Below are 15132 nucleotides of genomic sequence, written 5' to 3' on the forward strand. Positions count from 1 at the left end.
TTGTGTTATGGTTTGTAGTTGTACTTGTTTTCAGACATTTTTTTGTTGATATAGCTTCCTGCACTGTTTTTTGCTCTTACTCCTGTTTCTTTCAGCCTGTTTGCCGGATCGTAGGTGTAGGTCTGTCTTACCCCGGACGGAGGGGTGATGCTGGTTACCCCGATCAGCGGATCATAGGTGTAGGTGGAGATCAGCTTTCCTGAAAGAGCCGACTGTTTCCTGAAGCTGTTCAGGGCATCCAGAAGAAGGCTTTCCTGTGCAGGATCTGCGGCATCGTTATTCGACGCCGAAATAATATTGACATCAAGGTAGGCATGAGAAATAGAGGTATAATCCGCTCCTTCAATTTTAGCAATTGGCAGAGTTTTGTTATATCCCCAGATAATGGTTACCGGAATTCCGTCTTTGGTGGTGTATTGAAGAAGGTTCCCTTTTTCATCATATCTATCATAGGTTACATCCGTTGACATTGTATTATTCAGTTTATTATATGATTTTTCAGACAGTGGCAGGATAAGATTTTCTGATTGGTACGTTGGAAGTACTGTTGGATAAACGGTTTCAGATTTCTTCAGTGTTTTGGTAACACCGCCGACGGTTTGGGTCGTCGTTGTTTCCAAAGGAATACCTATCATGTTTTTAGAGATCATCAGCTGGTTGTTTTTTTCGTGGGCGTACTGGTAATTTGTCTCTGTAATGCTGTTCTCAGGGGTTGTGACGGTTTGTCTGGTAATCTGATTATGATTAGGCATGGACGAATATTCATAATTCGTAGTAGTAATGAGCTTGCGGTAAGCCGATTCTGAAGTATTTAAATTTTCTGCCGCCCAGTAATCATCTAAATTATTATACAGAGTTAAAGGAACTTCATCAATATAGTCTGTTACCGTTTCTTTTTCAATTTTGGTATCCACAGTGTAGTTTTTATACATTGTCATATAAAAATTGGCAATACGCTGTACATTTCCTGTAGGGCAGTTGGCATCAGTAAGATCATTAAACACCTTGGAAACAAAAAGATTTGGATTGGTTTTCAGGATATTGTACCTGTATTGGTTCTGTACCTGCTTATTTTTATAAATACTTCCGTTTCTTTTAACGAAGTATTTGGTATTCTGCAGGGTACCGCTGAAAGACAGCCTGTTTCCTTTTGCAGGAAAATAAACATCATTTAATAATGTACCAAAAAAGTTAGGGAGTGCCTGAATACTGCCAAGACCGCCATACCCTGTACCTGATGAAGGAGCCCCTGCCCCGCTACCGGAACCTGAAGAAGGCTGAATCCTTACCAATGCATCATCTGAGTCTTTTCTGAATGTTTTCTGGTATCCTCCGTTCTCAAAATGGTCTCCGCCCAAACTGGTGGTTACAACACGGTACCGCTCCTGAAGCCTGCTGTTATACAAAGGGCTGGAATTGGTAGAGTTATGCGCTGAATAGGTTACAGCCATATTCATGTTTTCATGAAATTCATCGAATGTTGCATATTTTACATACGGGACAATCATCATTTCATTTTCGTTAATATCTTCCTCTTTCGCAGTATAAAGTGCGGCCGGACAGTAATACAGTCTTTTGTATTCGCTTACCTGATTATTTTCAGAATGAGTGACAGACTTTAACCTGATCCCAAAGTTATCAATGGGGTCTTTGTGGCTGTAAGAATATTTAAGTTCCGCATTTCCTCTCGGTGTAAATGATATAAGATATCTCCTGTTCTTCTGAACACTGAACGATCCGGTAATTGAATCTTGTGGCGCATAGCCGTAAGATTTTCCATTAGCATATATCTGTATATTAGAATCAAGATCCTTTACCGTAAAATTTGCAAGTTTCATGTGATTAGGACTTGCATCACCTGAATAGGTTGTAAGAGTAAATTGAAGAGTCTGGTCAAAATGAAGATTCTCTATCAATTGTGTAGAAGTCCCTCCCGAAGAAAAAAGATCTTCTCCCATATTCACCTTTGTTTTGAACAAAGCCTTTGTTTTAGGAGCTTCATATTCAAACTTCGTTTTTCCTCCAGTGGGGTAGATTACTTCCTTCAATGTCCCTTTGGAAGCAAATGCAAAATCCGGTCTGCGGTTTCCGAAGGTCGATAAGATGGATGGAAGGTAAGCAGCACTTGGAGTAGCATCACCAAAGAAAGCCGCAATCAGAGAACCGTTTTCAGAATGTCCGTTAAAATACCCGTACATATCCTGTCCGTGAGTCAGTCTTGCAGGCAGATCTAATGGATTGTCATAATTAAACTGGTATTTTTTTTCAAAAACATTGTTGTTGTAATAGTTCAGCTGTGTTAAATAGAATCTCTGAATATTTTGTGGCGGATTTGAATTTTCAAAAAGATAATCAAAGGCTATTTTTTTAAATACTGAATTATTGACTTTGTATTCAATTCCTGAAAGGTATTTTTTAAAATCGGAATCCGTTCTCTCTGAATAAATAAAGTTGAGCACATCCGTATTTTCACTGTTCGAAATACTTAAAATCCTTTTTTTATTCTTCGTATAATGGGTTTGTGTTAAAACTATCAGTTCAGGATCCAGATTGGGCATAATTCCTGTTCCTAATCCTGCGGAATATAAATATCGTGTATGAATTTTACTGATGCTGTTGGTAACCAGCGGAGTATCTTCATAAGAGAAAAAAATCTTCTCTCCGTTAAGATACTGAATCTCCTTCAGGAAAAATGAAGTAATCGCATAATCGCCCGGCGGATTGGCGGGCATGGCTTTTGAAGCCGTGGTTTCCCAATATGCTATGCTTCCTCCGAAAATGTACTGGATTCCTTCCTTTGTCGTCAATTCAAAACCTATGAATTTCCTGTTGTCGGTTTCATTAGCCGGAAGGATATTTTTTATTCTGACATCCGAATCATTTTTCAGAAAAACCGGAATAAAATTCTCATCCAGATAGAAAGATCCGGACAGATCGCCGAACCTGAAATCAAAAATATCACGCTCTGTATCCATCTGTTGGGGAGTATAGCAGGCAGTTCTTATTTCTTCGTCCGCCGCACAGTCAGAAGCTGTTTTCTGGATTAATTCTGCTTCGGGCTTATTCATCCTCATGGTTGCCTTTTCATCGATAAGTCCGTTAACGGTTCTTGTAATGACTCCTCCTGCATTAACTACCCACGTCATCCCCGCATCGTTAGGCAGGTCGTCAACTTTTACCCCGGCTCCGCTGTATATAAGGCTGATATCCGTACTTAATTTATTGGATTTATAAGTAAACAGGGGGATGTTTACACTGGCACTTCCCGTATGTTCATTTTCAGACACCACATTCGTTGCTTTAACGAAAGAAAAAGACTGTGGGCTTGGGGGTATGAAACCCGTCCCCTGGGAATACATCATGGCAGACTGAAATAAGATCAGCAAAAATGTAAATGGTTTTATTTGTCTCATCATGTTTATTTTTTAATCAATTTGGCATTCGCCGTTTTGTCACTGGTTTTCACCACCACCAGATACGCCCCCTGAATCAAAGGCTGGGTATTGATCTTGGTGATCTTATTTTTTGTCTTTACCGTTTCAAGCTTTCTTCCGCCCATGTCGTACACCGCAATCTCGGCTTCAAACGCTCCTTCTCTCAAGCCCTCAAATCCAAGCTCCACATACACATAATCCGTTACCGGGTTCGGGTAGATCCTGATATCCTGCTTTTCGATCAGCTGGTCAACCTGTTTATCCCCAAGCTTTACGATCTTCCAGTTTTCTTTGCCTAACTCCTCTGCGCTGGTTCCTGCGAGTACAATCGATCCGTCACGGTTCAGCTTAATATCAGACAGTCTTTCCTCTTTTTTTCGGGATTCTCCTTTTACGTGCTTTCTCCACTGCTCATTTCCGTTCTGGTCCAGATACAGCATCCAGAAAGTCTCGTCATCATTTTCAATCCTGCCTTCCGCCTGTGTGTAACCGCCCAGCAGGATGCCTTTAGACTTCCCGCTTCCGTCTTCCTGCTTCCCGGCAATAACGCTCATCCCCATCAGAACATCGCGGTTTTTAAAGCTGTAGGATTTCTGCCAGAATTCTTCACCCCTTTCATCAATGGAGATCAACCAGAGGTCGGTACCCTCTTCAATACCTACTGATTTGTTTCCCGATCTTTCCGATCTGGATTCCCCTCCGATCAGGTAGCCTGTAGAAGTCAGTGCCAGTGTTCTTAGATGATCATCGCCTTTTCCTCCGAAATTCTTTTCCCATTCCACTTTTCCGTCTTTCGAAAGTTTCACGATCCAGTAATCGCCTTCGCCATAATTTTCTGTCTGCTTGGCTTTACTTCCAGCTTCTGCCTTCCCGCTTCCTACCAAAGCCCCGCTTCTCGAATAGATCCCTAATAAAGCTCCCCCGTCTTTGGTGGGAATCATTTTTTCCACTTCATCCAGACCTTTACCTCCTAAAACCAATTGGGATAGTTCCTTCCCGTTTTTATCCAGCCGTACTACCAGTACATCTTTGGAGCCGTAGCCTCTCATTTTTGGATCCTGAGCGGAGCCGAAGGATCCCGCTACAAAGAACCCCATATCCGTGGTCTGAATCACCGCCCTTGCTTCTTCATCCGCAGTACTGCCTATGGTTTTCTGCCATAATTCATCCCCAAATTCGTTGATTCTGATCAGCCAGAAATCCGACCCGCCTTTGGAATCGTCTTTTTTATCCAGCCCTTTCCCCGAATAGCTGGAACCTGCCAGAAGAAATCCTCCTTCCTGCGTGTTGACGGTTGCCGACAAAAAGTCATGGTTTTTCCCTGAGAAATATTTTTCCCAGACCTCTTCGCCCTGCTGGTTCAGTTTTACCAGATGGAAATCATAGCCGTTGTTCTGCTTTTGGCTGCCGGATGCTGGCTGATGGTTGTCAGAATGGATGCTGCTTCCGGTAATTAGATACTGCTGATCGATGGTCGTGGTGACCTGTGAAAGAAAGTCCTGCGTAGAGGACCGGATGTCTTTCTGCCAGACTACTTCCTGGGCATATACCCCCAGAATGCTGCACAGAGTGAACACACTCATGCTGAATTTTTTCATACTTAGTGTAATTTTAACGTTATTGTAAAGGTGAAATTAAGAATAGAACGGGTTAAAAAAATAAGGAAACCCTCATTCTTGAAAAATTATTCCGGATAGAATCTGCTCGAAAATCTTTTTTTGTATTCATGGTCTTTGTTTTTTTATTGGCTTTTGACAGCCTGTTTTTAGTTTTTTTTAAAAAATCAGAATCGTAAAAAGCTTTTAGTCTTTTTGTCTTCTGCAAAGTTACACCCCTGTAACGACAAAAGGTGTCGTTTTATTTTAAAGATGCAAAAATTTTTAAAAAGGTTGGAAATTAATCGAAAAAAAAGAAAGCGTGGAGCTTCCCATTTTCCCGTTATAATCCGGAAACGAAATTAGACAAAATATTTTTCAACGGCAAAGTTTATTTACTGTGCGCTTCGGCTTCGCTCAGCGCACGGTGGCAGGTTTGGGTACAATGATCTGTTTAAAATGGGGTGGCAATGATGTGTGCTTCGGCTCCGCTCAGCCTACAGTGGCAGGTTTTCGTTACAATGATTTGCTTAAAATGGGGTGGCAATGATGTGTGCTTCGGCTCCGCTCAGCCCACAGTGACAGGTTTGCGTTACAATGATTTGTTTAAATTGATGTAGTAATGATGTACGATTTGCAGAGCCGAAGCGGAAAATATCCGCATCAAAATTTTATCGGAGATAAAATCTTTGCGCCTTAATACATACAGCATGAAGTTGTTTAAAGTAAAAGAGTTTGCTCCTTTAGGAGCAGAATCTGTGTAGAAATAAGAATAAATCCGTCAGTCAATCCATAGGATTGATATCTTAAATACGATATATTTTCTAAAGATAGCGTTCCTACGGAACGCAGAACGTCTTGCGAATATGGTGTCTACACAGATAAAACTCTATAGAGTTTTCTACCATTTTACTTTAAACAACTTTTATGTTAAAAATCTTGCGCCTTTGCGATTGTAAACAATTTTGGGGATGGTTATTCAGGATGATGTTCGCTTCGGCTTCGCTCAGCGCACGGTGGTGGTTGATTGACAATGATTTGTTTAAAATGGTGTAGCATTGAAGTACGCTGAGCGAAGCCGAAGCGTACAATGAAGCAGAAATACTTTCATAAAATTCTTCCGGAATCCTTCGACTGCTGTTCGGTAATCCTTCGGAAAAAATCCCATTTTTCCGAAGCCGATCCGAAGAAGACCCGAACATGATCCGAAGAAATGGGTTTTCAAACCGGTCAAAACCGGTCAAAAGCAGTCAAAACCGGTCAGAATTTTTTATGATGGTGGAAAATGGACATTTCTGTGGTAATTTTACCCTGTTCATCAAAAAACAACATTCAAAAACAAGCAAAAAAACAGATTTCAGAAATTCAGCCATTCAAACAAATCAACCCATCAGCACGCAGAGCGAAACCGAAGCCCCCAACAACCAACAACCAACAACCAACAACCAACAACCAACAACCAACAACCAACAACCAACAACCATCAATCATCAATCATCAACCATCAACCCTAAACCCTAAACCCTAAACCAACGCCCCCTCACTTTTACCATTAATTAACATTTTCCGCTCTTCCTTTCTTCAAAAGAAATGATTAAATTTGAGAATGAGTTTTGGAAAAGATTTATTAAAGAAAATAAAGGCTGCGGAATTGCCGGGCATCCATGCGCACGGTGTTTTCTCCCCTCCTTCCCGCCCCGTTTTTACGTATGAAGAGGTTTTGGCAAAAAATCCAAAATTTGCTGCCGTAAATATTGTTCTGTACCTGAAGAATGATGAATGGCATTTCCCATTAATTCAGAGAACCATTAATGAGCACGACCGCCACAGCGGACAGATCTCTTTACCGGGCGGAAAGCGTGAGGAAACGGATGAGGATTTTGCAGAAACTGCGGTGCGTGAGACGTCTGAAGAAATCGGCATTGAAAAACATTATGTACGGATGATTCGTGAAATGTCGCCTATCTACATACCGCCCAGCAACTTTTATGTGTATCCTTATATTTCGTATACCAAGAAAAATCCGGAATTTATTTTACAGCAGAGCGAGGCGGTGGAAGTAATCGAGTTTCCCATCACGTGCTTTCTCAATCTTCCGGATGAGCCGGAAATGATGGTTTTACCGAGCACGGCAGGAAATGAAGTCCCTGTTATAAATTTCAACGGATATATTATCTGGGGCGCTACCGCCATGATTCTGAGCGAATTCAGCCAGTTGCTGAAAAAAATGTAACTTTGCAATACCGTGTTTAATTGAGAGATGGCGAAGAAAAACATTTTCACCGACGCGTTCGGAACTCCTTATTTTTTAAAAAGGTTAATTATTTTTATTTTAGGAATTGTATCTTACAGAAGATTCAACGGCTTTAATAAACTGAAAATCACCGGAACTGAGCATCTTGTGGATCTTCCGGATTCCAATGTGCTGTTTGTATCCAACCATCAGACGTATTTCGCAGATGTGGCAGCGATGTATCATGCATTCTGCTCGGTGAACAATGGGTATCTGAACACCATTAAGAACCCGATCTATCTTTTAAATCCTAAAATTGATTTTTACTATGTAGCTGCCGAAGAAACCATGAATAAAGGGATTCTTCCTAAAATCTTTAAGATTGCAGGGGCGGTAACGGTAAAAAGAACTTGGAGAGCGGAAGGTAAAAACGTCAACCGGATGGTAGACATGAGTGAGGTGGATAACATCATGAAAGCCCTGGATAACGGCTGGGTAGCTACTTTTCCTCAGGGAACCACTGCTGCTTTTGCTCAGGGAAGAAGGGGTACGGCAAAACTGGTAAAAAACCAACGTCCTATTGTTATTCCTATTAAAATTAACGGATTCAGAAGGGCATTCGATAAAAAGGGACTTCGTGTAAAAGTAACAGGTGTAAAACCGACCATGGAGTTTAAAGCGCCTCTTGACATAGACTACGATAAAGAAAACGCGCAGCAGATTCTGCATAAAATCATGACGGCGATTGAGCAGACGGAGGATTTCAATGTCCTGCACAGTTATGATGAAGAATTAAAGGCTAAAAAATCAGAACAAAAAGAATCAGATAATTAGTGCCTGTTTAAATATTGCTAAATAAAAGTTTTACAGGTTTTTCTTAACTTTCTTAATTAAAAGAAACTTTGTTTATTCTTAAATTTAACATTAAGAAATCTTAGATTCGATGAAGTTAATGTAAGCTGGTTAAACTGATTCTAATTAAGAAATCAATACATTGATTTTTATTAAGTTTTTTAAGCTGGAGGAGCTTAACTCCTTAATGGTAAAAGTAAATTATAAATTTAAACATGCTCTTAAAGTAGAAAAAATTATGAAAAGAATATTAGGAATTTTATTCGCGATCATAGTATTAGTATCCTGCAACAGCCAGAAAGTGTATTCGGATTTCGACATCAGCTATTCGAAAAGCGGAGGATTTGCACCGATGTATGAAAACCTTCTGATTAAAGGAAATAACGCGCATTACTCTTTCGAAGGACAGGGAAAAAAATACAAACAGGATTTTAAAGTTACAGACGAAGATCTTAAAAAACTGAACACTACCCTTTCCCAGAACAATTTCAGAAGAATACAGGAAGACCACCAGAAGATCTATGACGGGATTGCCACAACGATCAACGTGAAAAAAGGCCCGAATGAAGGCAGCAAAACCGATGCAAGCTCTGTAATGCCGAACTATAAAACAAACTGGACGAACATTACCAATGCTTTTCAGGAGATCATTAATACTAATGTAAAAAAACCGTAAATACAGTTGAAAACTCATTTCATCGCGATCGGCGGAAGTGCAATGCACAATCTTGCCATTGCATTAAAAGATAAAGGATATGTAGTAACAGGTTCGGATGATGCGATCTTTGAACCTTCAAAATCACGTTTGGAAAAGAAAGGAATTCTTCCCGAAGAAATGGGATGGTTTCCGGAAAAGATCACTTCCGATATCGATGCCGTTATTCTCGGAATGCACGCACATCAGGATAATCCGGAACTGGCGAAAGCCAAAGAGCTTGGTCTGAAAATCTATTCTTATCCCGAATTTCTGTACGAACAGTCTAAAGATAAAACAAGAGTGGTTATTGCCGGCTCACACGGAAAAACGACGATTACTTCCATGATTCTCCATGTGCTGAATTTCCATCAGAAAGAAGTGGATTTCATGGTAGGAGCGCAGCTCGAAGGTTTCGACTGTATGGTGAAATTAAGCGAAAACAATGATTTTATGGTGTTGGAAGGGGATGAATATCTTTCCTCTCCTATCGATCTCCGTTCAAAATTTTTGCTCTATCAGCCGAATATTGCTTTGCTGAGCGGAATTGCATGGGATCACATCAACGTTTTCAAAACATTTGATGATTACGTGGAGCAGTTCAGAAAATTTGTGGCAAGCATTACAGCAGGCGGTGTTCTGGTGTACAATGAAGAAGATGCCGAAGTGGTAAAAGTAGTGGAAAGTGCTGAAAATTATTTCAGAAAAATTCCTTACAAAACCCCTGAATACGAAATTGTAAACGGTAAAGTTCACCTGAAAACAGAAATGGGCGATGTTCCGCTTTCAGTTTTCGGCGCACATAATTTACTGAATCTTGGAGGGGCAAGACACATCTGCCATACATTGGGAATCATGGATGAAGATTTCTATGAAGCGATCATGAGCTTTAAAGGAGCTTCGAAGCGTCTGGAAAAGGTGGAAAGAGAAGACAACGGAACATTGTATAAAGATTTTGCACATGCACCAAGCAAGGTAAAAGCAGCCGTAAAAGCATTCTGCGAACAGTTTAAAAACGAAAAGAAATACGGTTTTCTTGAGCTTCATACGTATTCCAGCTTAAACCCTGTTTTTCTGGAACAGTACGATCACGCAATGGACGGACTGGATGAAGCGATTGTTTTCTATTCTGAAGATGCCCTGAAAATCAAAAGAATGGAGCCGATTTCACCGGAACTGATCAAAGAAAAGTTTAAGAATGAAAATTTAAGAGTATTCACCAACGCGGAAGCGCTTCATGCGTACTGGAACACGCTGGATAAAACTGAAGGCGTTTATCTCATGATGAGTTCCGGAAATTTCGGAGGTCTCGATCTTACGAAATAACTGTACAGAATATAAAAATCAAACTCCTTTCAGACCGAAAGGAGTTTTTTATTTTATTGACTTACCCCTTTTTACTCATAAAGGCTTCGACAGGCTCAGCCTGACAATGTTTAATATTGCGGTTAGTATTCGGGATGTCACCCTGAGCTTGTCGAAGGGACACTATTATAAACCGCCTGCTCATTGTTGTTCTCCAATAATAATTAAAAGGATAAGTCGATTATTTTATTTGATTCTTTTATAAAAACGCCTCAATACATCTTTGGCTCCGTCGCCGTCGAAATCCTGAGTGCGGTCTTCTACCACCATATCAGATTCATTAAGCTTTGTGATGTAATACGGATACTTTTCCTGCCCTTCAAACCAGAATGTACTGTTTGCCTGATTAAACGTGTATTTTTGGGTGACAACATTTGCTTTTTCGCAGGTATTGTTGTTCTGCGCAAAAGAAATGGAGAAAAGATGGGTAGAAGTAAATTCGTAGGTGCTCATTTTCTGACATTCCGTTGAGAAAGAAACCAGAATCTGCTGATTTAAAGATTTGTAAATCTCGGTTTTTTCGACATACCATGTTCCGATAATGGAAGATTTATTGTCTGTGTTCTGATCTTCATCACTTCCGGTGCAGGAAATAACAGAGAGCAGAAGAAATGACATGAGTATTTTGTTCATATTGATAAAAAGTATTCTTGCTGTCTAATTTCTTAAACAGAGGTATTGTAAGTCCGCAAAAATAGATGAAATTCACGGCTTATACATGTTATGCCGAAAAAAATCAGATGTTTTTGTTTTTTAAAAATTTTTGAATATTCAGGAGCCCGGATTCAATATTTTTGTAATGGAAATCGCATCCGCAACTGTATCGATGCTGTAAATCTGCATCACTCCTTGTGTCGTAGCAGCCTGAGCCAAGATATTCTGCTGATTCTGAGCGCTTACTGCATTCTGAAAAAGTATGCCTGTAGAATGTGCCATAGCCTGATAAAGATTTCCCATTGCCACTGCAGGAGCCTCTCCTAAAACTTTTACATTAGCCTGAGTCACCGCATCGGTGATCTGATCATTAACTTTTGTATCCATAATTTTAGTTTTTAAGTATAATGGTAAAGTTAAATGATATTTTTTAATAAAAAAAGAAGCAATAAATAATTATTACTTCTTTTTGTTTACTTCTTACAAATGATATCATTGTAATTTTGATAAGGCTCTTCCATTACAAATTGTCTCGCAAAACTATATACAGTATCCTTATTTAAATTTTTTAAAAAATCCTCTCTCCAATTAAAGATATCATCTCTTAAAAAGTCTATATTAATTTTTAAAAAATCTTGAATAATATGTCTTTTAATTTCGCAACTGTACGAATATTTATTGCCGTTATCTTTATTTGCAGGAATAAAAATATTAATTAAATCTAATTGTTCAAAATCTCTAAAAGCTTTTATAGTATTTTCTAACAGCTTTTTATAAGCATAATATTCTGTTTCTGCATACCTTTCTTTGAAACAAATAATTCTATTAAAATAATCAGATTTTTCAGAATCAAAATATGCTGTGTTATGCTTATTTCTTTTTATAAATTCATATTTAGAAAGTTGCAAACCCTTTATATTTTGATTAAAAAAATAATCGACAGGAATATCTATTTTTCCAAACTCATTAAATTTTAAAATATCTAGTTTTATATTAGAAAATTTTATTCTGTTCTTTGATGCTTGTGAATATCCGTTATTTGTAATTAAAAAACCAAAATTTGCATTCACATCTTGGCTCATTCCTATAAAACTTTCAACTCCTTTCACATCAACATTCTTATTATAGAACTTACAGTCCACAATACCTAATATTCTTTTTCCAGCAATTGTTCCTCTAATAGAAAAATCAATTTGTCTTTCAGCTTTGCTATAAATACCTAAAATCGAATCATTAAACTCTATTTCACATTCTGGATAAGCTAGCTTTAGAGCTTCGTAAACCTCTATTTCGTACTTTTTCCACATAGAATATTAAATATCCGCTACCGATTTCAGCATTTTCTGCTCCCATTCCGGATCTTTCGGATCGAAGAATAATCTTTTTCCGGTGTCTAAAGAACGAACCACATTCATTTCATCTTCGGTTAATTCAAAATCAAAAACATTGAAGTTTTCTTCAATTCTGGAAGGGGTAACCGATTTAGGAATCACGCAGAATCCTTCCTGTAAATGCCATCTTAAAATTACCTGCGCCACCGTTTTTCCGTATTTTTCGCCGATTGATTTAAGATCCTGATTATCCAGTAATCCGGCGTTTCCGTTTCCAAGCGGACTCCATGGCTGCGTGATAATGTTATTTTCTCTGTTGTACACCTGAAGTTCTTTCTGCTGGAAAATCGGGTGCAGCTCGATCTGGTTGATGACAGGAAGTACCGTTGCATCCGCTTTTAGTTCTTCCATTTTATCCTCCGGAAAATTACAAACTCCGATTGCTTTTATTTTTCCTTCCTGATACAGTTCTTCCATCGCTTTCCACGCTCCTTTAAAATCAGAGTACGGCCAGTGAATAAGGTACATATCAAGATAATCCAGCTGCAGTCGGTCTAAAGTTCTCTGAAAAGCGCCTTTCGCCTGCTCATAAGAAGTATCCTGAACCCAAAGTTTTGAAGTAATGAATAATTCTTCACGGTCTGTTCCGCTGTTTTTAATCGCATTTCCTACTGCGGTTTCATTCTGGTAAATGGAAGCCGTGTCGATCATTCTGTAGCCGGTTTCAATGGCCTTGATCACCGCATTTTCACATTCCTGCATATCTTCCATCTGCCAAACCCCGAATCCTAAAGCCGGAATATCCACTCCGTTGTTCAGTGTAATTACAGGCTGTCCTGTGTATGTTTTCTTTTGCATACTTGTTATTTATCTATTTATAATTTGTTAAATCTCAATTTCTTTTCCCATCATCTTCCTGAAAAGTGTTTTGATATGATCGATCTCCGTCTGATAATTCGTTTTCTTCCGGCATCCGAAATACAGGGTGTTTTTTAATGGTTTTTCACCTTCCCAGATCAGTTGTACTTCTCCGTTTTCAATTTCCTTTTTGCAGAGAAAATCAGGAACCACTGCCAAACCCGTTCCGCCTTTCAGACAACGCACAATTGAATTCAGGTTCGGAACGATATAATTGGGACGGAAGTTCGGTTTATGCCCGAAATTCAGGATCCAGAACTGAAAAAGATGCTCCATATCTCCTGCTGTACCGTACCATTTTTCGTTTTTCAGCCATTCTTCCACGTGTTCGATTCCTTTTTCATTTAAAATAATTTCAAACTCCTCTTTATCAACCTCTTTTCCTCCCACAAGAATGATCTGTTCGGAAGAAAATGCTTCATGCTCAATATTCGGCGAAACTCCTTTTTTGGGAGTAATGATTAAATCTAAAATTCCTTTATCTAATTGATCGAGCATTTCGCGGTATTCTCCGAAACTGATGATCAGATTGAACGGCAGACTGGAAACATACTGCTCCAGCGTTGTCTGAAACGTTTCAAAACACATGCCGACACTTATGGTAGGCGTGAGTTTCTCTGTCGATTTCTGAAAGTTTTTCTCCACCTCTTCCAGTTTTGCCAAAGGTTCGGTAATCGCATTATACAAAACCTTTCCTCTTTCCGTCGGAATCATTCTCCGCCCTGTTCTGTCGAATAATTTATACCCGACATACGCTTCAAGCGAACTGAGATGCAGACTTACACCCGGTTGCGAAATAAACAGCGTATCCGCAGCTTCGGTAAGCGTCCCTGTTTTATAGATTGCCTTAAAAGTTCTGTACCATTCTAAATTAACCATAGGTATTACTTTTATGATGCAAATGTACCCAAATAATCATGATTATGATATTTTCAGCATCAATGAAAGCGATAAAGGCGGTCTATATTTAAATTAAAATACTGATTCACAAATCAATACATTAATTATCATTTAAATAATACTTAGCTATGATTTTTATTATTTCTCTTATAGCAATTTAGCCAATACCTTTGTCCCTGTAAAATTTTAACAATCATAAAAGCAATGAAAAAAGTATTAATTATTAACGGAGGACAGAATTTCGGACATTCCGGAGGAAAATATAACCAGACCATCGCAGAGAACACTTTGGAAGTACTTAAGAGCTTTGAAAATGTAGAAGTAAAGATCACTAACGTAGACGAAGGGTATGATAAAAATGAAGAAGTGGCAAAATTTGTATGGGCAGATTACATCATTTACCATACTCCGATCTGGTGGTTCCAGTTACCGAACGGTCTTAAAAAATATATTGATGAAGTCTTCACCGCAGGACACGCCAAAGGAATTTATATGAGCGACGGAAGAAGTGCCGATAATCCGAAGATCAACTACGGAACGGGAGGAATGCTTGGCGGAAGAAAATATATGGTAACCACAAGCTGGAACGCGCCTGCAACAGCATTTACGCTACCGGGAGAATTTTTTAAGGAGACCAGTGTAGACAATGGACCGTTATTTGGATTCCACCGGATGAATGCTTTCGTTTCTCTAGAAAAATTAGAAAGTTTCCACTTTCATGATGTCGAAAAAAATGCTGATGTAGAAAGAGATATGAAGCTGTACAGAGAACATCTTACCGAAGTTTTTGAAAAAGAATTAAAACCCCAGCTGGCGTAATGAAGATTTATTTAACAGCCGTTATTAAAGCCAAAGAAGAATACAGAGCAGAAGTTCTGGAAGTTCTTCAGAATATGGTAAAAGAGACCGTGAAAGAGGAAGCCAACGAACTTTATACGCTTCACCAGGGAATTGAAGATAAAAACCAGTTTGTATTTTATGAAATCTGGAAAAGCAGTGAAGGTTTAGCACAACATAACGAGCAGCCTTACATCAAAGCTTTCGGAGAACTGGTGGATGAAAAGCTTCAGGAGCAACCACAGATTTATTTAACAGAAATTATTTAAAACACTATTAAATAACTGAATTTCAACAGTCTATTTAACAGTAAAATCAA

At 39.0% G+C, this 15132-nt stretch carries 14 protein-coding genes; 7 read left to right on the plus strand and 7 right to left on the minus strand.

The window, feature by feature from the left end:
• Positions 1-5: 5 nt before the first annotated feature.
• Both AC52CF_RS15615 and AC52CF_RS15620 read right to left on the minus strand, forming a co-directional pair.
• Positions 6-3416, minus strand: a complete 3411-nt coding sequence (locus AC52CF_RS15615) for an RHS repeat domain-containing protein (protein ID WP_375182261.1) — start codon at positions 3414-3416, stop codon at positions 6-8.
• 2 nt (positions 3417-3418) lie between these two features.
• The gene (locus tag AC52CF_RS15620; RefSeq protein ID WP_214588795.1) at positions 3419-5032 is read right to left on the minus strand and encodes a T9SS type A sorting domain-containing protein; all 1614 of its coding nucleotides are present in this window, start codon (positions 5030-5032) and stop codon (positions 3419-3421) included.
• 1197 nt (positions 5033-6229) lie between these two features.
• Here AC52CF_RS15620 and AC52CF_RS15625 point away from each other — a divergent pair.
• The 5 genes from AC52CF_RS15625 to AC52CF_RS15645 all read left to right on the plus strand — a co-directional run bounded on the left by AC52CF_RS15625 (position 6230) and on the right by AC52CF_RS15645 (position 10134).
• A complete protein-coding gene (locus AC52CF_RS15625) occupies positions 6230-6550 on the plus strand; it encodes a hypothetical protein (RefSeq protein ID WP_496517360.1) in 321 nt (106 codons plus the stop codon).
• Positions 6551-6635: 85 nt separating this feature from the next.
• Positions 6636-7262, plus strand: coding sequence for an NUDIX hydrolase (locus AC52CF_RS15630; RefSeq protein ID WP_214588793.1), 627 nt, complete (start codon positions 6636-6638; stop codon positions 7260-7262).
• Positions 7263-7289: 27 nt separating this feature from the next.
• Positions 7290-8096, plus strand: a complete 807-nt coding sequence (locus AC52CF_RS15635; protein WP_214588792.1) for a lysophospholipid acyltransferase family protein — start codon at positions 7290-7292, stop codon at positions 8094-8096.
• Between the two features lie 256 nt (positions 8097-8352).
• On the plus strand, positions 8353-8790 hold the full coding sequence (locus tag AC52CF_RS15640) for a hypothetical protein (protein ID WP_214588791.1): 438 nt from the start codon (positions 8353-8355) through the stop codon (positions 8788-8790).
• A gap of 6 nt (positions 8791-8796) precedes the next feature.
• On the plus strand, positions 8797-10134 hold the full coding sequence (locus AC52CF_RS15645) for a UDP-N-acetylmuramate--L-alanine ligase (protein ID WP_496517361.1): 1338 nt from the start codon (positions 8797-8799) through the stop codon (positions 10132-10134).
• Positions 10135-10359: 225 nt separating this feature from the next.
• Here the strand turns inward: AC52CF_RS15645 and AC52CF_RS15650 are convergent, their stop codons facing one another.
• From AC52CF_RS15650 to AC52CF_RS15670, 5 genes are all read right to left on the minus strand, one after another.
• Entirely contained in the window at positions 10360-10806 is a 447-nt protein-coding gene (locus tag AC52CF_RS15650) for a lipocalin-like domain-containing protein (protein WP_214588789.1), read from the minus strand.
• Between the two features lie 138 nt (positions 10807-10944).
• Positions 10945-11214 carry a RebB family R body protein gene (locus tag AC52CF_RS15655; protein WP_214588788.1) on the minus strand — a complete coding sequence of 90 codons (270 nt, stop codon included), beginning with the start codon at positions 11212-11214 and terminating at the stop codon, positions 10945-10947.
• Positions 11215-11300: 86 nt separating this feature from the next.
• Positions 11301-12134, minus strand: a complete 834-nt coding sequence (locus AC52CF_RS15660; protein ID WP_214588787.1) for a restriction endonuclease — start codon at positions 12132-12134, stop codon at positions 11301-11303.
• Positions 12135-12140: 6 nt separating this feature from the next.
• Positions 12141-13016, minus strand: a complete 876-nt coding sequence (locus tag AC52CF_RS15665; protein WP_214588786.1) for an aldo/keto reductase — start codon at positions 13014-13016, stop codon at positions 12141-12143.
• Between the two features lie 27 nt (positions 13017-13043).
• Entirely contained in the window at positions 13044-13955 is a 912-nt protein-coding gene (locus AC52CF_RS15670; protein WP_496517362.1) for a LysR family transcriptional regulator, read from the minus strand.
• Positions 13956-14180: 225 nt separating this feature from the next.
• On the opposite strand from AC52CF_RS15670, the gene AC52CF_RS15675 reads away from it, so the two are divergent.
• Both AC52CF_RS15675 and AC52CF_RS15680 read left to right on the plus strand, forming a co-directional pair.
• A complete protein-coding gene (locus AC52CF_RS15675) occupies positions 14181-14795 on the plus strand; it encodes an NAD(P)H-dependent oxidoreductase (protein WP_235131556.1) in 615 nt (204 codons plus the stop codon).
• On the plus strand, positions 14795-15082 hold the full coding sequence (locus AC52CF_RS15680) for a putative quinol monooxygenase (protein WP_235131557.1): 288 nt from the start codon (positions 14795-14797) through the stop codon (positions 15080-15082). The genes AC52CF_RS15675 and AC52CF_RS15680 overlap by 1 nt, the downstream gene beginning before the upstream one ends.
• Positions 15083-15132 lie beyond the last annotated feature (50 nt).

The sequence above is a fragment of the Chryseobacterium sp. 2P genome, assembly GCF_059579425.1.

Coding starts and splice junctions, on each gene's coding strand:
- AC52CF_RS15660 (WP_214588787.1), bottom strand. CDS start 12,134: ATGTGGAAAAAGTACGAAATAGAGGTTTACGAAGCTCTAAAGCTAGCT.
- AC52CF_RS15630 (WP_214588793.1), top strand. CDS start 6,636: ATGAGTTTTGGAAAAGATTTATTAAAGAAAATAAAGGCTGCGGAATTG.
- AC52CF_RS15655 (WP_214588788.1), bottom strand. CDS start 11,214: ATGGATACAAAAGTTAATGATCAGATCACCGATGCGGTGACTCAGGCT.
- AC52CF_RS15650 (WP_214588789.1), bottom strand. CDS start 10,806: ATGAACAAAATACTCATGTCATTTCTTCTGCTCTCTGTTATTTCCTGC.
- AC52CF_RS15680 (WP_235131557.1), top strand. CDS start 14,795: ATGAAGATTTATTTAACAGCCGTTATTAAAGCCAAAGAAGAATACAGA.
- AC52CF_RS15620 (WP_214588795.1), bottom strand. CDS start 5,032: ATGAAAAAATTCAGCATGAGTGTGTTCACTCTGTGCAGCATTCTGGGG.
- AC52CF_RS15635 (WP_214588792.1), top strand. CDS start 7,290: ATGGCGAAGAAAAACATTTTCACCGACGCGTTCGGAACTCCTTATTTT.
- AC52CF_RS15665 (WP_214588786.1), bottom strand. CDS start 13,016: ATGCAAAAGAAAACATACACAGGACAGCCTGTAATTACACTGAACAAC.
- AC52CF_RS15615 (WP_375182261.1), bottom strand. CDS start 3,416: ATGATGAGACAAATAAAACCATTTACATTTTTGCTGATCTTATTTCAG.
- AC52CF_RS15670 (WP_496517362.1), bottom strand. CDS start 13,955: ATGGTTAATTTAGAATGGTACAGAACTTTTAAGGCAATCTATAAAACA.
- AC52CF_RS15675 (WP_235131556.1), top strand. CDS start 14,181: ATGAAAAAAGTATTAATTATTAACGGAGGACAGAATTTCGGACATTCC.
- AC52CF_RS15625 (WP_496517360.1), top strand. CDS start 6,230: ATGATCCGAAGAAATGGGTTTTCAAACCGGTCAAAACCGGTCAAAAGC.
- AC52CF_RS15640 (WP_214588791.1), top strand. CDS start 8,353: ATGAAAAGAATATTAGGAATTTTATTCGCGATCATAGTATTAGTATCC.